This window comes from uncultured Litoreibacter sp., assembly GCF_947487515.1.
Lineage (GTDB): Bacteria > Pseudomonadota > Alphaproteobacteria > Rhodobacterales > Rhodobacteraceae > Litoreibacter.
Map to the genome: position 1 here is coordinate 715,332 of NZ_CANKWO010000001.1, position 16,366 is coordinate 731,697.

17 protein-coding genes are annotated in these 16,366 nt (G+C 57.9%); 4 read left to right on the plus strand and 13 right to left on the minus strand.

Annotated features, from left to right (window positions below; all coding sequences use genetic code 11):
- Positions 1–21 precede the first annotated feature (21 nt).
- The 3 genes from Q0746_RS03495 to Q0746_RS03505 are packed head-to-tail and all read right to left on the minus strand — an operon-like array spanning position 22 to position 3,741.
- Positions 22–399, minus strand: a complete 378-nt coding sequence (locus tag Q0746_RS03495) for an RNA-binding S4 domain-containing protein (RefSeq protein ID WP_298258045.1) — start codon at positions 397–399, stop codon at positions 22–24.
- The gene (locus Q0746_RS03500) at positions 396–3,143 is read right to left on the minus strand and encodes a helicase-related protein (protein ID WP_298257241.1); all 2,748 of its coding nucleotides are present in this window, start codon (positions 3,141–3,143) and stop codon (positions 396–398) included. Before Q0746_RS03500 ends, Q0746_RS03495 begins: the two co-directional genes overlap by 4 nt.
- Before the next feature lie 37 nt (positions 3,144–3,180).
- Positions 3,181–3,741 carry a tetratricopeptide repeat protein gene (locus Q0746_RS03505; protein WP_298257243.1) on the minus strand — a complete coding sequence of 187 codons (561 nt, stop codon included), beginning with the start codon at positions 3,739–3,741 and terminating at the stop codon, positions 3,181–3,183.
- An 82-nt stretch (positions 3,742–3,823) separates the two neighbouring features.
- Between Q0746_RS03505 and Q0746_RS03510 the strand changes: the two genes are divergently transcribed.
- The gene (locus tag Q0746_RS03510; RefSeq protein WP_298257245.1) at positions 3,824–4,111 is read left to right on the plus strand and encodes an SCP2 sterol-binding domain-containing protein; all 288 of its coding nucleotides are present in this window, start codon (positions 3,824–3,826) and stop codon (positions 4,109–4,111) included.
- The gene (locus Q0746_RS03515; protein ID WP_298257247.1) at positions 4,108–5,055 is read left to right on the plus strand and encodes an alpha/beta hydrolase; all 948 of its coding nucleotides are present in this window, start codon (positions 4,108–4,110) and stop codon (positions 5,053–5,055) included. The genes Q0746_RS03510 and Q0746_RS03515 overlap by 4 nt, the downstream gene beginning before the upstream one ends.
- Here the strand turns inward: Q0746_RS03515 and Q0746_RS03520 are convergent.
- The 10 genes from Q0746_RS03520 to Q0746_RS03565 all read right to left on the minus strand — a co-directional run bounded on the left by Q0746_RS03520 (position 5,052) and on the right by Q0746_RS03565 (position 12,598).
- The gene (locus Q0746_RS03520; protein WP_298257249.1) at positions 5,052–5,735 is read right to left on the minus strand and encodes an ABC transporter ATP-binding protein; all 684 of its coding nucleotides are present in this window, start codon (positions 5,733–5,735) and stop codon (positions 5,052–5,054) included. The genes Q0746_RS03515 and Q0746_RS03520 overlap by 4 nt on opposite strands.
- Positions 5,728–6,990 (minus strand): lipoprotein-releasing ABC transporter permease subunit, encoded by a 1,263-nt coding sequence (locus Q0746_RS03525; protein ID WP_298258047.1) that lies wholly within the window; start codon positions 6,988–6,990, stop codon positions 5,728–5,730. The genes Q0746_RS03520 and Q0746_RS03525 overlap by 8 nt, the downstream gene beginning before the upstream one ends.
- A 332-nt stretch (positions 6,991–7,322) precedes the next feature.
- Positions 7,323–7,706, minus strand: coding sequence for a DUF3461 family protein (locus tag Q0746_RS03530; protein WP_298257251.1), 384 nt, complete (start codon positions 7,704–7,706; stop codon positions 7,323–7,325).
- A gap of 92 nt (positions 7,707–7,798) precedes the next feature.
- A complete protein-coding gene (gene ureG / locus Q0746_RS03535) occupies positions 7,799–8,410 on the minus strand; it encodes an urease accessory protein UreG (protein ID WP_298257253.1) in 612 nt (203 codons plus the stop codon).
- Positions 8,407–9,090, minus strand: coding sequence for an urease accessory UreF family protein (locus tag Q0746_RS03540; RefSeq protein ID WP_298257255.1), 684 nt, complete (start codon positions 9,088–9,090; stop codon positions 8,407–8,409). Before Q0746_RS03540 ends, ureG begins: the two co-directional genes overlap by 4 nt.
- Complete coding sequence (locus tag Q0746_RS03545; protein WP_298257257.1) at positions 9,035–9,502, minus strand: urease accessory protein UreE; 468 nt, start codon at positions 9,500–9,502, stop codon at positions 9,035–9,037. The genes Q0746_RS03540 and Q0746_RS03545 overlap by 56 nt, the downstream gene beginning before the upstream one ends.
- Positions 9,502–11,211: an urease subunit alpha gene (gene ureC, locus Q0746_RS03550; RefSeq protein WP_298257259.1), complete on the minus strand. Its 1,710-nt coding sequence runs from the start codon at positions 11,209–11,211 to the stop codon at positions 9,502–9,504. The genes Q0746_RS03545 and ureC overlap by 1 nt, the downstream gene beginning before the upstream one ends.
- Positions 11,211–11,516 (minus strand): urease subunit beta, encoded by a 306-nt coding sequence (locus Q0746_RS03555; RefSeq protein ID WP_298257261.1) that lies wholly within the window; start codon positions 11,514–11,516, stop codon positions 11,211–11,213. The genes ureC and Q0746_RS03555 overlap by 1 nt, the downstream gene beginning before the upstream one ends.
- Before the next feature lie 11 nt (positions 11,517–11,527).
- A complete protein-coding gene (locus tag Q0746_RS03560; protein WP_298257263.1) occupies positions 11,528–11,830 on the minus strand; it encodes an urease subunit gamma in 303 nt (100 codons plus the stop codon).
- A gap of 3 nt (positions 11,831–11,833) precedes the next feature.
- Positions 11,834–12,598 carry an urease accessory protein UreD gene (locus tag Q0746_RS03565; protein WP_298257265.1) on the minus strand — a complete coding sequence of 255 codons (765 nt, stop codon included), beginning with the start codon at positions 12,596–12,598 and terminating at the stop codon, positions 11,834–11,836.
- 466 nt (positions 12,599–13,064) lie between these two features.
- Here Q0746_RS03565 and urtA point away from each other — a divergent pair, with 466 nt between their 5' ends.
- A complete protein-coding gene (gene urtA, locus Q0746_RS03570) occupies positions 13,065–14,339 on the plus strand; it encodes an urea ABC transporter substrate-binding protein (RefSeq protein WP_298257267.1) in 1,275 nt (424 codons plus the stop codon).
- A gap of 71 nt (positions 14,340–14,410) precedes the next feature.
- Positions 14,411–16,366 (plus strand): urea ABC transporter permease subunit UrtB, encoded by a 1,956-nt coding sequence (gene urtB, locus Q0746_RS03575; RefSeq protein WP_298257269.1) that lies wholly within the window; start codon positions 14,411–14,413, stop codon positions 16,364–16,366.

Below are 16,366 nucleotides of genomic sequence, written 5' to 3' on the forward strand. Positions count from 1 at the left end.
GTCCTAATCCTCACAGGAAGATCATTCAAGACCACGATCACGTGAAAGGTCCAAGCTTCGGCGATCTTTCTTCGTCGGGCGCCCGCCAACGCGGTCTGCGCCAAAGGCTTTCGGCTTTTTCTCTTGCACAGGAGTTTTGTCGATATAGAGCAATTGCGCCTCTGGGGCGGGGCCGCGACGCTCTCCACAGGCGGCGATTTCAACAACCCTGATCTGGCTGCCCTGAGGAAAGGTCAGCGTGTCGCCAGCCCCCACCTTGGTGGCGGCTTTGTCGACTTTGTTGGAATTCACCCGCACATGCCCACCGTTAACCTGTTTGGCCGCCAGCGTGCGCGTCTTGAAAAAACGCGCATGCCAGAGCCATTTGTCGAGGCGGATTTTGGGCGAGCTTTCGATCAGTCCTTTTTCAACCCCATAAGGGCCGCGGCGAACGGGTTGTCAGGATCGATGGCTTTTTCCTTCTTGGGCGGGCGGGCCTGATAATTCTGCGCCTTGTTGTCGCGGCGCGGACCACCTTTACCCTTCGGCTTGCCACCTTGTTTGCCTTTGCCACGGTTGTCCCCTTGCGGGCGTCCAGCCTCGCGAGGTTTGCGCGTGCCAAAACCACCCCAAGTGAAGGTGTAGAACACCTCTTTTTCAGGGGCCGGAGCATCTGCGCCGGCGTCCGCGTCTACATCCGCAACCGAAGCCGAAGCCGAAGCCGGGGTCGCTGCTTCCGACGCATCAACGCTTTCCTTCACCTCCGCTGCAGGTGTCGCGGCGGTTTTCACCTTGTCGCGTTCCCCCTGCTCCGCCTTATAGCCAAGGCCGGTCATCAGGTTTGCAAATTGCTCTAGGGTCATGCCGGTGATGGACAGCATGTCCGCCTTGGCCTCGAAGCCGCTGCGGCTGTTTTCGGCGCGCAACTGGTCAGCCAGACGCTCCAGCATGTCGATGCGGATCGCACGATCCCCTGCAAGACGATAGCCGGCTTGGGTGTAATATCCCTCTGGCGCGTCTTTCACTTCGGGCACCGTCACCAATCCAGGAGGCGGCGCTTCGGGAAACTCCGCCAGATCCTTTTGCAAGGACCACAGAACCAAACGCAGCCGCGTTGGGGCAGGTTTTAGCAGCAGCGGCATGAATATGGTGAACTGGCCAAAGCGAATACCATGCTTGCGCAATGCCCCGCGCGACTCTTGATCCAGCGCCTTTACGTCATTGGCAACGACATCACGCGGAATAACGCCCAAAGCTTCAGACATTTGAAAGGCAAAGCCCTTGGCTAGGCCGGTCAATGTCTCGTCGTTTGAAAGGGCCATCATTGGCTCAAACGCGGCCGTAATTTTGCGGTCGATGAAGTGCTGCAAACGGCGTTTGACCTTCTCGGCCACGTCCGCGCCTGCTTCGTCATCAACAAAGGCCTCGACTTCTGGCTTCAAAGCGCTGCCGCCTTTGACCAGCTTGCCCACGGCCATGTCGCCCCACATCAGGCCACCTTGTTCGGTGAAATCCATCTCGGTGTCGGGCGCATTGTAGAACTTGTCTGCACGCAGGTTGAAATGCGGCGTCAGCGCTGCCAAGGCGGCTTGGCGCAACATCTTTGCCTCGTCCGGGCTGGAGGTTTGATCCTGCCGGAACCGAAACCCATCAAGACGGCCAATCATCTGATCCTCTACCGTCACTTCACCCTTGTCGTTCACGTCAGCCACGAGGCTCTCCTTCTGTTTCAACCGCCGCAGCAACACAGATGTGCGCCGGTCGACAAATCTTTGCGTCAGTGCCCCGTGAAGGGCATCCGACAATCGGTCTTCTACAGCACGGGTTTCCCCGCGCCAATGGGTTTCGTCCTGCACCCAGCCTTTGCGCTGCGCGACATAAGTCCAAGTGCGGATAAAGGCCAATCGCTTGGACAAGGCATCAATGCCGCCATCCGTACGGTCAATACGGCTCACTTGGCCGGCGATATAATCACGCGGCACCAGCCCCTTATCGTGCATATGGCCAAAAATAGTCTCCAAAAGGGATGAATGCTCCCCTTGGCTGATTCCCCTGAAATCGGGGATGCGGCACACGTCCCACAACAGCTTTACATCCTGCGGCGTAGATACGCGCGCGTTCACTTCAGTGACGTCACGCAAGGATTTCAAGGCCACGACATCATCCGCATCGCGGGCGCGGCTTAACCAGTCGTCGTCGGTGCGTTTCTCAAGGCTTTGTAGCAAGCGCCCGATAGAGCCGAACTCCAACCGGTCATTGCGCCACTGAAGCTTTTTCACCGGTTGAAACTGCGCCGAGGTAATCGCGTCCACAATCTCAGGTTCCAGATCCGTGGCCTCACCCGTCACGCCAAAGGTGCCAGGCTGCATGTAGCGCCCCGCCCGTCCGGCAATCTGCGCCAGCTCATTCGGCATCAAGCGACGCATGCGGCGCCCGTCAAACTTTGACAAAGCCGAGAACGCCACATGGCTGACATCCAAATTCAGCCCCATCCCGATGGCGTCGGTCGCGACCAGATAATCCACATCGCCGTTTTGGTACATCTCGACTTGCGCGTTGCGGGTGCGCGGCGACAATGCCCCCATGACAACGGCGCAGCCGCCTTTTTGGCGACGGATTAACTCGGCAATGGCATATACATTTTCAACAGAAAACCCGACAATTGCACTGCGGGGCTTTAGTCTGCTTATCTTTTTCGAACCTGTGTAGCTTAGTTCCGAAAACCGCTCGCGACGCATGAATTGCGCTTTCGGTTCCAGTGCGGCAATCGCGCTGCGCATGGTGTCGGAGCCCATAAACAGGGTTTCAAGCTGCCCGCGCGCGCGCAACAACCTGTCGGTAAACACATGCCCCCGCTCGGGGTCCGCGCATAGCTGTATCTCGTCAATTGCCAGAAAATCGGCCCCCATGCCCTCTGGCATGGCTTCAACGGTGCAGACCCAATAGGCAGCGCGATCCGGCACGATACGTTCTTCGCCCGTGATCAGCGCAACCACAGACGGCCCGCGCAGCGCAACTATTTTGTCATAGACTTCACGCGCCAACAGTCGCAGCGGCAAGCCGATGACCCCCGTGCGATGGGCCAGCATTCGTTCAATTGCATAGTGGGTTTTGCCGGTGTTGGTCGGGCCAAGAACCGCTGAAACGCGTGCCTGTTGGCTCATATCTTGCCCTTAATGCGCGCCAGATGTCTGGTGCCGTCTAAATATCTTGACCAGAGACCGTTCTCTCCAGCCGCTCAATAGCTTCTTTTAGGCCTTCGCGTTGAGGATGTATAGCAGCAGCTGCCTCATAGGCCGCCAGCGCTCCTGCGTCGTCTCCCAGCTCTTCCAAAATACGGCCCAACCCTTGCATGGCCCCGAAATGACGCGGGTTCAGAGCCAAGCTACGTTGGATATCGGCAATAGATAGCCCGTATTCATCCATGTTGAAGAACGCCGTGGCGCGGGCATTCCACCCTTCGGCGAAATCTGGCGCATGGTCTGTCAAAGCCGTCAGATGATCGACCGCTTTGGCGAACTCGCCGTCCTCCATGGCTTTGCGCCCGCGCGACAGCAGCAAATCCATCGAGGCCGAGCCAGACTTGGACCATTCTGCCCAAATCTTGTGCTCAACAGCTTGCGGGTCTTGCAAATCCGGTTGCAGCAACTCCGCATAATATTGCTCTATATCTGCCTCTTGCGCCACGATATGGGGGACAAATGCAAATACCGCTAAAAATGCCGTAACGAAAATATTGAGGACTGTGCGCGAAACTATCATAACGCCTTTAACTCTAACGGCTGATTTGCAAAAAACAAATTGCGCAAACACATTGGCCATCACTTTTTCAGGAGACGAAATAATGAGCGACGTAATCAATCAAGCCGTAGACGCCCTAGCTGGTAAAATGGACGGCGGCTTTGACGGCTCCGTAAAATTCGTGATTGAGGGTGAAGGCTCCATCATGGTCGACAGTGACGGTGTTCGTGCAGGCGACGACGACGCCGAATGCACCATGACTGCGGACGCAGACACATTTGAGGCCATTCTGAGCGGCGACTTGAACCCGACAGCGGCTTTCATGACCGGAAAACTGACCGTTGACGGTGACATGGGCGCTGCCATGAAGCTGGGATCCGTCTTGTCGTGAGCCTGACACCCGCCCCCTTTCACGCCGATATCGCTAATGGTCCGGATGGCGGTTGCGCCTATTGGTTGACCACATCTGATGACATTCGAATCCGCATTGGTGTTTGGGGCGGCGGCGACAAAGGCACCGTGCTGCTGTTTCCGGGGCGCACGGAGTTTGTCGAGAAATACGGGGCCGCCGCAAAATCCTTTCAAGATCGCGGCTTTTCCACGGTGGCCATCGATTGGCGCGGCCAAGGCTTGGCCGACCGCGCCTTGGACAACCGGCTGATTGGCCATGTTGACAAGTTCAACGAATACCAACACGACGTCGCCGCAGTTCTCAAGGCCCTCCCTGCGCTGAACCTGCCGGAACCCATGGGGCTGTTTGCACATTCCATGGGCGGATGCATCGGGTTGCGCGCGCTCATCGAGGGCCTGCCGGTCAACGCGGCGGTCTTTACTGGTCCTATGTGGGATATTGCACTTGATCCGCTGCGACGTGGCGCAGGCTGGGCGTTGTCCTCCCTCAGCCGGAATACGCGGTTCGAACGGGTGCTGGCGATTGGCACCTCGGAGGTGTCCTACGTGCTGTCCCAACCGTTCCAAGACAATATGCTGACCCGTGACAAAGCGGCCTTCGAGGCCATGCGCCAGCAGATCACAACCTACCCCGAACTGGCCCTTGGCGGCCCGTCTTTCGCGTGGATCAACGAGGCCTTCAAAGAATGCCACGCCTTGTCATCCATGCCGACCCCAAACCTGCGGGCGATCACCTTCCTTGGCACCAATGAGCGTATCGTCGACACAGATGCCATCCACGACAGAATGGCCCGCTGGCACAATGGTGAACTGCGCCTGATTGAAGGCGGCGAGCACGAGGTTGCGATGGATTTGCCAGATGTGCAGGCAGAGGTATTTGACGCGGCGGTGGAGCTGTATTCAACCGCGCTGGCGGACGCCTAGACGTCCACCAAAACCCCCTGCTCGAGCCGGACCATACGGTCCATTCGGCCAGCTAGCTCCAGATTATGCGTCGCAATTAGCGCCGCCAATCCGGTGGAGCGGGCCAAGTCCATCAACGCATCAAACACCTGATCCGAGGTTTCTGGATCAAGGTTCCCCGTCGGCTCATCCGCCAGCAACAAACCCGGCTTGTTGGCCAGTGCGCGACAAAAGGCGACGCGCTGTTGCTCCCCTCCTGACAACTCTCCTGGGCGGTGGTCAGCCCGAGATGCCACCCCCACCTTATCCAGCAATTCATTGGCATGAGCTTCAGCGTTGCGCTTGGACACACCCGATGCAAGCTGTGGCAGCACGATGTTTTCCAGCGCTGTAAACTCTGGCAACAGATGGTGGAACTGGTAGATGAAACCCACCTTTGAGCGCCGTGCTGCCGTGCGCGCGCGGTCGCTGCGCCCGCTCAGGTCATCCCCGTCAATTTCCACGCGCCCCTTGTCCGGCGTGTCCAGCAAGCCGGCCATATGCAGCAAGGTAGACTTGCCAGCACCAGATGGGGCCACCATGGCCACAACCTCCCCCGAAGCCACCTCAAGATGCACGCCCCGCAGAACCGCAAGTTCATTGGGTTTGCCTGCATTGTAAACTTTCTCGACACCGTCGAGCAGCAATGCCGCGTTACTCATAGCGCAAGGCCTCCACAGGGTTCATACGGGCCGCGCGACGGGCCGGAAAGATGGTCACGACAAAGCTTAGGAACAACGACAATGAGATGGCGGACAACACGTCGCCCAACTCAAGGCGCGCAGGCAGCTTGGAGATCAGCCGGATTGACGGGTCCCAAACACCGCCCCCCGCAACCCAATTCACCAGCCCGAAGATCTGGTCAATGTAGATTGCAAACAGACATCCAAGGATCATCCCCAGAATCGTGCCAATGACCCCGATGGACGCGCCGCAGATGAAGAACACCCTCAAGACCGATCCCTCAGACAGCCCCATCGTACGCAAAATACCAATGTCGCGCCCCTTGTTCTTCACCAGCATAATCAGCCCCGACACGATGTTCATCGAGGCAATCAAAACCAACACCGACAAGATCAAGAACATCACATTGTCCTCCATCTCAAGCGCTTGCAAGAATGCACCAGAGCTATCTATCCATGTCCATAATAGCGCGCCGTCGCCTGCGGCAGACAGCAAAGCCCGCTCTTGCTTGCTGACGTTTTCAGGATCATCAAGGATCACCTCGATCTCATCCGCCACACCTTCGCGGTTGAAGTAGTCTTGCGCCTTGTCAAACGGCATATAGACCCGCGTGCGGTCAATGTCGTAGCGGCCCACTTGGAAAACATAGACCACCTCATAGGCGGAAATCCGTGGCGAGGTGCCGAAGGGGGTTTTGGTCCCATTGGGCGAGATCAGTTTGACCTTATCCCCCACAGACACCCCAAGGCTGCGCGCCACGCCCCAACCGATGGCAATGGTCATACCATTGTTGGCCACACCGAATTTCGACAGATTTCCCAACCGTTTTTCAGGCTGAGCCACTCGGCGCACCATCGCCAGATCTGCTGCACGAATGCCGAAGACCTCGGCGGCGGCATTCCCTGACGATGACGCCGTCAAGACTTGCCCTTTCACCAAAGGCGCAGCACGGATCACGCCCTCGGCCTTGGCCATCTTGGCGGTGAGCCCGTCGTAGTCCTCGATTACCCTTGCGTAAGTTCCGGACGCGTCGGTTTTGCCCGACGAATACACAGTCACATGGGCATTCGCGCCTAAAATGGTGTCGACAAACTCATACCGAAACCCCGAACGCACGGCCAAGGTGATGATCAAGGCTGCGACCGCCAAGGTGATCCCGATCAGGCTGATCCACGTCATGACCGACACGCCCCCTTCGGCGCGTTTTGCCCGCAAGTAGCGCCAAGCGATCATCCATTCGAACCCCGCGAAAGGGGCGGTAGAGGGGGAAGTGTTGCTGCTCAACGGCGCTCTCCGGCAATGATTTTGCCGTCACATTTGCGCTGATCGCTCAATCAGGTCAAGTGAATGACACCAAACTGCGCTGACACGCCCCGACCTGACACTAGGGCAACCAAAGGCTGGCCCGCAGTTCCATCTGCGCGATTCCCCCCAAATGCAGCAAAATACGCCTGAAATATAGCGCTCCACACCTGCAATCCGCGGTCCATCGCAGATATCACGTAAAAGTGGCGCCGCCCGTGGGGAACCTATAGGTCTGCGCGCGCGTATTGCACCGGCTTGGGCTATTCCAGCGCGTCAATTGCCTTGGAGAGATGTGCCAAGCGGGCGTTCAGCTCTTTGGTGATCTCGGCGATCTCTGCTTGCAAATCTTGCTTGGTCGCCGCCGTCGCTTTTTGGTCACTCAACAGATGATCCAGCTCTGTCACCGCGGTTGAAAGCAAGGGTGATATTTCCATCCTGACCTTCGCTGCATCCCCGCCTGACATCGGCTTCCCAATGCGCTTGAACTCGTAACTCCGGCGTTTGGGTAGCAAAGAGCCACGTGGCCGACCATAGTTGATTTTCAAGACATCCATATCATCCGATACGCGCACCAACGAATAATGCACAATCTGGTCAGGATTCAGGATACCCATTTCGGTAAGGCTTGGGGTCGGAGTGCTCATCTGTTTTCTTCCAATTTGGCAATGCATGAAGCTGTTAAAAACCCCACCCTACACGCCCTTGAAGAAAAAGCGACAGATTGCTGATGGCCCCGCTAAATTCCACCCAATTCACAAATGATCTTCAAAACCTGTTCCACCCCTTCCCTGTGGCGCAAAGAGCAAAAGACATATGGCCGTTCGCCTCGCATTAGGTCGCAATCACGCTGCATCACCTCCAAGCTGGCGCCAACATGCGGGGCCAGATCGGTTTTGTTAATCACCAACAGGTCAGACTTGGTTATGGCGGGGCCACCCTTGCGCGGGATTTCCTCTCCTGCTGCCACGTCGATCACATAGATCGTCACATCCGCCAGTTCAGGGCTAAAAGTCGCGGATAAATTATCGCCGCCACTTTCGATAAACACGACCTCAAGGTCTGCGTGCCTGCTGCGCAATTCCTCAATCGCGGCCAGATTGATCGAGGCATCTTCACGGATGGCCGTATGCGGGCAGCCCCCCGTCTCGACCCCGATCACACGGTCTTGCGGCAATATCTGCATCCGCATCAAGGCCTCGGCATCTTCTTGGGTATAGATGTCATTGGTAATCACCCCAACGGAACACCGGTCCTTTAACTCCCGTGCCAAGGCGGCCGTCAACGTGGTCTTTCCAGCGCCAACAGGGCCACCAATGCCAATGCGTAACGGGCCATTCATTGCAGTCATGAGCGAAATATCCTTGGTTGAAGCGTCTCATGGGTCATCGACGCGATGTCGGACAAAAATGCTGTACTGTGCAAATCGTCCAAAGTGCCGTCACGCGTGTTTTGCGCGATCTCGATGCAATCGGGGGTAAGTGCGGCCAGCACTGCCTGCCCTTCGGTTTGCCCCAAAGGCACCGCGCGCACGGCGGCAGAGACCAGATTGCTTGCAAAAGCTTGCAGATACATCCGTGCGGTCAAATCCACGTCGATACCTGCCCGCGCGGCGGCAGCGCCAATAGCAACGGGATAGCATAGGTCACGCGCTTCCCCGCCCCAAATCGCGGCCGCGGTCTTTGCGAAGGCCGCACCTTGAAGCCTCGTCTCTAACAAGCGCTCCGAGGAGGCTGCAAAGGCCAAGGCAGTGTCATTCACCAGTTGCAAATCATCGCTGGCATAAGCGGCGCGCAACAAGATGCAGTCATTGCCGCCACTGCCAAAACGCAACACCCCGCGTAGCCAGTCGCGCAAGCTGTCTGAACTGGTGACCACACCGTTTTGAATTGCCACCTCCACCCCATGTGAATAGGCAAAGGCCCCCACCGGAAATGCGGGCGACAGCCATTGCGTTAGGGTTAATATATGCAGATCAGTGCTCATGCGCGGTCGCGACATGTTCATGCGAATGGGTGCGCCCGTGGCCATAAGCCCCGCCTTCGGGGGTGAACGGCTCCGACACCTCACGCAGGGTCGCACCGAGGTGTTCCAACATATGGCCGATGACCTTGTCGCGCTGGATCATCAGGCGTGTGTCCTCGATCTGGCAGGGCGTGTGGCGGTTGCCGATGTGCCACGCAAGCTGCACCAGATTGCCCGTCACCTCATACAGCTCTTCTTCTGCGGCCACGACCTCAACCAGCCGCCCGTCGGTCAACTCAAACGCATCGCCGTGATCCAGCGATGTCGTATGCTCCAAATCCACCAGCAGGCTTTCCCCCTGCGCGGTTTTGATCACCTTGCGGCGCAAAAATCGCTCATCATAGCTCATCACGCATAGCTCAAAGCTGCCCGACCAATCGCCCGCGCGGCGGATTTTCTGAGAGGTATAATCCGCCATCAGAACATGAAATAGCGCTGCGCCATCGGCAGGCTCTCCGCAGGTTGGCAGGTCAGCAATTCGCCGTCCGCGCGCACCTCATAGGTTTCAGGATGCACCTCGATCTTCGGCAGGGCGGCGTTCAGTATCATATCTTGCTTCCCAATATTGCGGGTGTTTTGGACGGCGATCGTTTGCTTGGACAGCCCAAGGCTGTCACCAATCCCCGCCGCATGGGCCGCGCCTGACACGAAGCTCACCGAGGTGTGGCGCAGCGATGTGCCGAACGCCCCAAACATCGGGCGCGAATAGACCGGCTGCGGTGTCGGGATGGAGGCATTCGGGTCCCCCATTTGCGCGACAACAATCGTCCCCGCCATCAGCACCATCTCGGGCTTCACCCCAAAGAACGCCGGATCCCAAAGCACCAAATCCGCCCGCTTGCCGATGCTGATATCGCCAAGCACATGGCCAACCCCCTGCGCAATCGCGGGGTTGATCGTGTATTTCGCAATGTAGCGGCGCACGCGCATGTTGTCGTTATCGCCGGTCTCTTCCGCCAGAGGGCCGCGCTGCTTTTTCATCTTGTCGGCGGTTTGCCATGTGCGGATCAACACCTCGCCCACGCGCCCCATCGCCTGACTGTCCGACGCGATGATCGAGAAGGCCCCGAGGTCGTGCAAAATGTCCTCTGCTGCGATGGTTTCGCGGCGAATGCGGCTTTCGGCAAAGGCGATGTCTTCGGGAATGGATTTGTCGAGGTGGTGACACACCATCAACATGTCCAGATGTTCCTCCAGCGTATTCACAGTGAAGGGGCGTGTGGGATTAGTTGAGGACGGCAACACATTGGCATCGCCACATATTTTGATAATATCCGGTGCGTGACCACCGCCCGCACCCTCGGTGTGGAAGGCGTGAATGGTGCGGCCTTTCATGGCGTCGACTGTGTGCTCCACAAAACCGGATTCGTTCAGCGTATCCGTGTGGATCATCACCTGAACATCCATGTCATCCGCCACCGACAGGCAGCAATCAATGGCGGCGGGGGTGGTGCCCCAATCCTCGTGCAGCTTCAACGCGCAGGCGCCGCCTTTGACCATTTCGACCAATGCGTCGGGCTGGCTGGCGTTGCCTTTCCCCGACAGGCCGATGTTCATCGGGATGCCGTCAAACGACTGCAACATGCGCCCGATGTGCCAAGGACCGGGCGTGCAGGTGGTGGCCAAAGTGCCATGCGCGGGGCCTGTGCCACCGCCAAAACAGGTGGTCACGCCGGAGTGCAAACTGTCCTCCATCTGCTGCGGGCAGATAAAGTGAATGTGGCTGTCCATGCCGCCCGCCGTCAAAATGCGCCCCTCGCCCGCGATCACTTCGGTGCCGGGGCCCACAAAAATGTCGACGCCAGATTGTGTGTCTGGGTTGCCCGCCTTGCCGATGGCGTGGATCAAGCCGTCTTTCAACGCAACATCCGCTTTATAAATCCCCGAGTGGTCAACGATCAGCGCATTGGTGATCACCGTATCAACCGCCCCGCCCGCGCGGGTGACTTGGGATTGCCCCATCCCGTCGCGGATGGTTTTGCCGCCGCCGAATTTGACCTCTTCGCCGTAGGTGGTCAGATCGCGCTCCACCTCAATGATCAGGTCTGTGTCTGCAAGGCGCAGTTTGTCGCCGGTCGTGGGGCCATACATCGCGGCGTAATTGGCGCGGGAAATTTCTTGAGCCATCAGAGGTCTCCCATGACTTGGGCGTTAAATCCAAATACGCGTCTCTTGCCGCCAATGGCGATCAAGCGCACCTCGCGGCGTTGACCCGGCTCAAAACGCACGGCGGTGCCAGAGGCGATATCAAGGCGCAGCCCGTAGGCCGCGTCGCGGTCAAACTCCAACGCGGGGTTGGTTTCTGCGAAATGGTAGTGGCTGCCGACCTGTACGGGGCGGTCGCCAGTGTTGGCGACGATCAGGGTGATGGCGTCTTGGCCCTCGTTCAAGGTCAAGGTGCCCTCGGCGGGAAAGAGTTCTCCGGGGATCATGTTGTGCGCTCCTACCTGATCGGGTTGTGGACGGTGACCAGCTTGGTGCCGTCTGGGAAAGTGGCTTCGACCTGCACTTCGTGGATCATCTCGGCGATGCCATCCATACATTGATCGCGGGTGACAACGTGACCGCCCGCCTCCATCATATCCGCCACCGAACGCCCATCGCGCGCGCCCTCGACGACCGCGTCGGTGATCAGTGCAATGGCCTCGGGGTGGTTCAGCTTCACGCCGCGCGCCAAGCGTTTGCGCGCCACTTCAGCCGCCATCGCGATCAGCAGCTTGTCTTTTTCTCGAGGGGTAAGTTGCATGGGCTAAAGCCTCCATGATGTGGGCAGATTATTTTGAGTGAGCCGTTCCAGTGCAGGAACCAAACTGCGCCGCAACTCATAGCTGTCGGCGGCCAATTGCCGGATCACCAGCACGTCTTCGTGCAGCATGCTGGCCCCCGCAGTATCGGGCAGCATGGCGCGCAGCGCGTCCAAATGCGCGGCGGCATCGGGCGCCACCAAAACCACGCTGGCCATTGCACCCGCGCCATTGGCAACTGCTGGATGGGACAAATGCGCGGCGGCATCACCAGAGAGGGTCATTCCGTCGATATAAAGAGGGCGCGAATTGCGGGTGATCTTGATGCGGTCTTGGAAATTGACGTTGTGCAGCTGCTCGGACATGGCGGCGCGACCAAAGACGATAGGTTCCACCATGACGAGGGTTGCGCCGTCTTCCAGCGAAATATCCAAGCGACGCTGCAGGGCACAGCAATCAAACAGGATCAGCTCTTGCGGCAACCAGTTCATCCGCGCCCCAGACCGCACGACCAGCCTGTTTTCCACCTGTGCAACCTCGCCACTTTGGGCGCGGTACGCACGTTCCGCCGCTTGCGTGGTCAGTGTCAGCCCTGCACCCTCTTCAACGGATATGTCCAAATCATATCTGTCGCCACCGGTGATGCCGCCTGCGGTGTTGACCAATATCACCTCTGCCTCGTCGCGCATCTGGTGAGGAAATACCAATTTGGTGGAGCCGGTTTGGCGCAAACCACTGAGCCGCGTTTTGCCAGCAACATCTGCACACATCACCACCTTCCCCGTGCCAATGGCGCGCGGTTGGACTGCACAAAGGTCAGTTCGTGGTATAGGGGACAAAAGGTTAATGGCAGGCTCCGGCAAAAGGCATTTGTGCCTAGTGTTCGAGCATATTCATCGATGAAGTGGCAGGATTTCCGCGTAAATCGAATGAAGCCCAAAAGTCAGAGTTTAAAATTTAGGCGCTTCGCATGTATCGCGCCCAATATTTAATCATTGCGTTCTAATTCGTTAATTTTCGGGTGCGGATATTTGCGCTTCCGGACCTGCCCCACAACCATCACCACATCCTCTGAGTTCGAATCTAGATATTTGATGGCAGGGGTGTGTGACGACTGGTTGAATTGGACCTCACTCCGGCCGCCACACGATTTGCAACACTTACGTTGCAGGGACTAGCTAAGGCGCATGTGTTCTCAGAACAAGCCAAAGCTCACTCCCTGCTTGGAGAGATCACATGAGAACCACCACTGCTCTAGCCACGGCCCTGACCTTCAGCGCGGCCCTGCCTGCCTTTGCCGAGGATTGCACCCTTAAGGTTGGCGTCCTGCACTCCCTGTCTGGCACGATGGCAATTTCCGAAACCACGCTCAAAGACACCATGCTGACGCTGATCGATCAGCAAAACGCCAAAGGCGGCGTCTTGGGCTGCCAATTGGAAGCCGTGGTGGTTGATCCGGCCTCTGACTGGCCACTGTTTGCGGAAAAAGCCCGCGAGTTGATCAGCGTGCATGAAGTTGACGTCATTTTCGGCAACTGGACATCCGTGTCGCGTAAATCCGTGCTACCGGTGATCGAAGAGCTGAACGGCCTGCTGTTCTACCCTGTTCAATATGAGGGCGAAGAAAGCTCCAAAAACGTGTTCTACACAGGTGCCGCCCCGAACCAACAAGCGATCCCTGCGACGGATTACTTCCTTGACGAATTGGGCATCGAAAAATTCGCACTGTTGGGCACGGACTACGTCTACCCGCGCACCACAAACAACATTCTGGAATCCTACCTGCAGTCCAAAGACATCGCGAAAGAAGATATCTTTGTGAACTACACACCATTTGGCCACTCTGACTGGTCCAAGATTGTAGCTGACGTGGTTGCATTGGGCGCAGACGGCAAGAAGGTCGGCGTGATCTCGACCATCAATGGCGACGCCAACATCGGCTTCTACAAAGAGCTGGCCGCGGCTGGTATTTCCGCCGACGACATCCCAGTTGTTGCGTTTTCCGTTGGGGAAGAAGAGCTGTCCGGCTTGGACACAACCAATCTTGTGGGCCACCTTGCGGCGTGGAACTACTTCCAATCGGCAGAAACCGACGCCAACGCTGAATGGATCGCCGCTTGGAAAGCCAAAATGGGCGAAGAGCGCGTGACCAACGACCCAATGGAAGCCCACTACATCGGCTTCAACATGTGGGTTAACGCGGCAACTGCTGCTGGCACCGCCGACGTGGACGCCGTTCGCACCGCAATGTACGGCCAAGAGTTCCCGAACCTGACAGGCGGCACAGCCGTGATGTTGCCCAACCACCACCTGTCCAAGCCTGTTCTGATTGGCGAGATCACTGAAGACGGCCAGTTCGACATCATCAGCCAAACAGCTGAAGTTCCAGGTGACGCATGGACAGACTTCCTGCCAGAATCCGCCAAATTGGTGTCTGACTGGAAGGCCTTGGATTGCGGCATGTACAACACAGAGACCAAGTCCTGCGTTCAAACCCTGTCCAACTACTAATCCACCCCTAAGTGAGGGCGCGCGCCTGTGCGCCCTCACCCCTTTGAACTTCCCCCCCGAAAGCTTTTCCCATGAAACACCTGTTTCTCGCAGTCCTCGCGGCACTGCTTTTGATCAATGCCGCCACAGCACAAACGGTATCGGTTCAAGACGTGTTGCAAAGCCAGCGCGAATTGCTCGAGAAAAGCTCTCGCAAAACCATTGCCCCCGCGATCGACGCCATCGCCAGCAGCGGCTTGCCTCAGATGCAAAGCGTGCTTGAGGCATGGCAGTCCAAGAACATGTGGCAGCGCAAGGCCGACGGCCTGTTTTTTCTGGCCACCAAGAATGACGACGGCACCTATGCTTTGCAGGATTTTCAGGACGGCGCACCGCGCGGGAACGCCATCAAGAAGGACCTGAAGCAGCTGAAACCCAACAGCGGCATCCGCGCAATGATCGCAACCGCCTTGGTGCAGTTCCAGCTGTCCGATCCCGATGCAGCCAAACGCCGCGCGGCCCTAGATTCCATCGCCCGCGACCCCGAGGCTGCGGCGCTGGCCCCCTTGCGCGCCTCCATTGAGGGCGAAGTTGACGCAGATATTTTGGCCCGAAAAACCCGCCTGAACCAGCTTATGACCATGAGCTTCGACACAGACACCACCGCACGGGTTGAGGCGATCAACGCAATGGCAGGCGATCTGAGCGTCGATTTTCGCGGCACGTTAAATCCGCTTCTGGCCACCAAGATGGTTATCACTGATGCGGACACCACGCCTGAGGGAAACATCGCCTCCAAACTGCGCCCCGGCACAGAGGCGCTGGCCCCATTAGCGGCATATGAGGCATTGGTCGCCAATGGCCTTGCCCCCGCACTGACCACCAATGACGCCCGCGACGCACTCCTAGAGGCCAATATCAGCAACGCGCGCATCGCTGGGGTGCCTGTTGCGCAACTTGCGACCGAGGCCAAGCGCAACGAGGTCTACGATCTGCTGGTGGACAACGGCGTGGCCCCTGCCCGTGTCACCGCATCCAGCATTGAGGCAACCCTTGATAAGCACAGCTTCTACGACCTCTACCTAGAGCCATCCCCCCAAGTCACGACCGCCGCCAAAGCCGCGCTTGCCAAGTCGCAAACCCGTGTCTCTGTCAGCCAAGCCGCAGACCTTGGGCTGGATGCACTATCCTTGGCGTCGATCTATTTTCTTGCGGCCATCGGCCTTGCGATCACCTTCGGCGTCATGGGGGTCATCAACATGGCGCATGGTGAATTCATCATGATGGGCGCCTACACAGGCTACGTCGTGCAGCAGTTCGTCCCCAACCACACGCTGTCGATCATCCTTGCCGTGCCCTTGGCCTTTGCCGTCACTTTCGCCGCAGGTGTCGCCCTAGAGCGACTGGTCATCCGATGGCTCTACCACCGTCCCTTGGAAACCTTGCTGGCCACATTCGGTGTGTCCATCGCCCTGCAGCAACTGGCCAAGAACATCTTTGGCACGCAAGCCCGCCCGCTGACCTCTCCGGCGTGGCTGGATGGGGCATGGGTAATCAATGACGTGCTGGCGATTAGCTATATCCGCATCGCGATCTTCATTCTGGCGCTGCTGTTTCTTGGGCTGTTCTTGTTCATCATGAAGCGCACCCGTCTCGGTCTGGAGACCCGCGCCACAACCCAAAACCAACGCATGGCCTCTAGTATGGGGATCAACACCGACCGCGTGAATATGCTGACCTTCGGGCTTGGGTCAGGGATTGCGGGCATTGCAGGTGTGGCCATCGGGCTGTTCGCGAAGGTCACCTCCGAGATGGGAGACGACTACATCGTGCAAAGCTTCATGACCGTGGTCGTGGGCGGAGTAGGCAACATCTGGGGCACGCTTGCCGGCGCGATGATGATCGGCGGCTTCCAGAAAGGCGTGGAGTGGCTGAACCCCTCAAACACGCTGGCCGCCCAAACCTATATGATCATCTTCATCATCATTTTCATTCAATTCCGGCCAAGGGGCATCATCGCCCTCAAGGGTCGCGCGGCGGGAGATTAA

Excerpts from the sequence above, each read along its gene's own strand:
- Q0746_RS03500 (WP_298257241.1), bottom strand. The coding sequence starts at position 3,143 with ATGAGCCAACAGGCACGCGTTTCAGCGGTTCTTGGCCCGACCAACACC.
- Q0746_RS03505 (WP_298257243.1), bottom strand. The coding sequence starts at position 3,741 with ATGATAGTTTCGCGCACAGTCCTCAATATTTTCGTTACGGCATTTTTA.
- Q0746_RS03510 (WP_298257245.1), top strand. The coding sequence starts at position 3,824 with ATGAGCGACGTAATCAATCAAGCCGTAGACGCCCTAGCTGGTAAAATG.
- Q0746_RS03520 (WP_298257249.1), bottom strand. The coding sequence starts at position 5,735 with ATGAGTAACGCGGCATTGCTGCTCGACGGTGTCGAGAAAGTTTACAAT.
- Q0746_RS03525 (WP_298258047.1), bottom strand. The coding sequence starts at position 6,990 with ATGATCGCTTGGCGCTACTTGCGGGCAAAACGCGCCGAAGGGGGCGTG.
- Q0746_RS03530 (WP_298257251.1), bottom strand. The coding sequence starts at position 7,706 with ATGAGCACTCCGACCCCAAGCCTTACCGAAATGGGTATCCTGAATCCT.
- ureG (WP_298257253.1), bottom strand. The coding sequence starts at position 8,410 with ATGACTGCAATGAATGGCCCGTTACGCATTGGCATTGGTGGCCCTGTT.
- Q0746_RS03540 (WP_298257255.1), bottom strand. The coding sequence starts at position 9,090 with ATGGCCACGGGCGCACCCATTCGCATGAACATGTCGCGACCGCGCATG.
- Q0746_RS03545 (WP_298257257.1), bottom strand. The coding sequence starts at position 9,502 with ATGGCGGATTATACCTCTCAGAAAATCCGCCGCGCGGGCGATTGGTCG.
- ureC (WP_298257259.1), bottom strand. The coding sequence starts at position 11,211 with ATGGCTCAAGAAATTTCCCGCGCCAATTACGCCGCGATGTATGGCCCC.
- Q0746_RS03555 (WP_298257261.1), bottom strand. The coding sequence starts at position 11,516 with ATGATCCCCGGAGAACTCTTTCCCGCCGAGGGCACCTTGACCTTGAAC.
- Q0746_RS03560 (WP_298257263.1), bottom strand. The coding sequence starts at position 11,830 with ATGCAACTTACCCCTCGAGAAAAAGACAAGCTGCTGATCGCGATGGCG.
- Q0746_RS03565 (WP_298257265.1), bottom strand. The coding sequence starts at position 12,598 with ATGTGTGCAGATGTTGCTGGCAAAACGCGGCTCAGTGGTTTGCGCCAA.
- urtA (WP_298257267.1), top strand. The coding sequence starts at position 13,065 with ATGAGAACCACCACTGCTCTAGCCACGGCCCTGACCTTCAGCGCGGCC.
- urtB (WP_298257269.1), top strand. The coding sequence starts at position 14,411 with ATGAAACACCTGTTTCTCGCAGTCCTCGCGGCACTGCTTTTGATCAAT.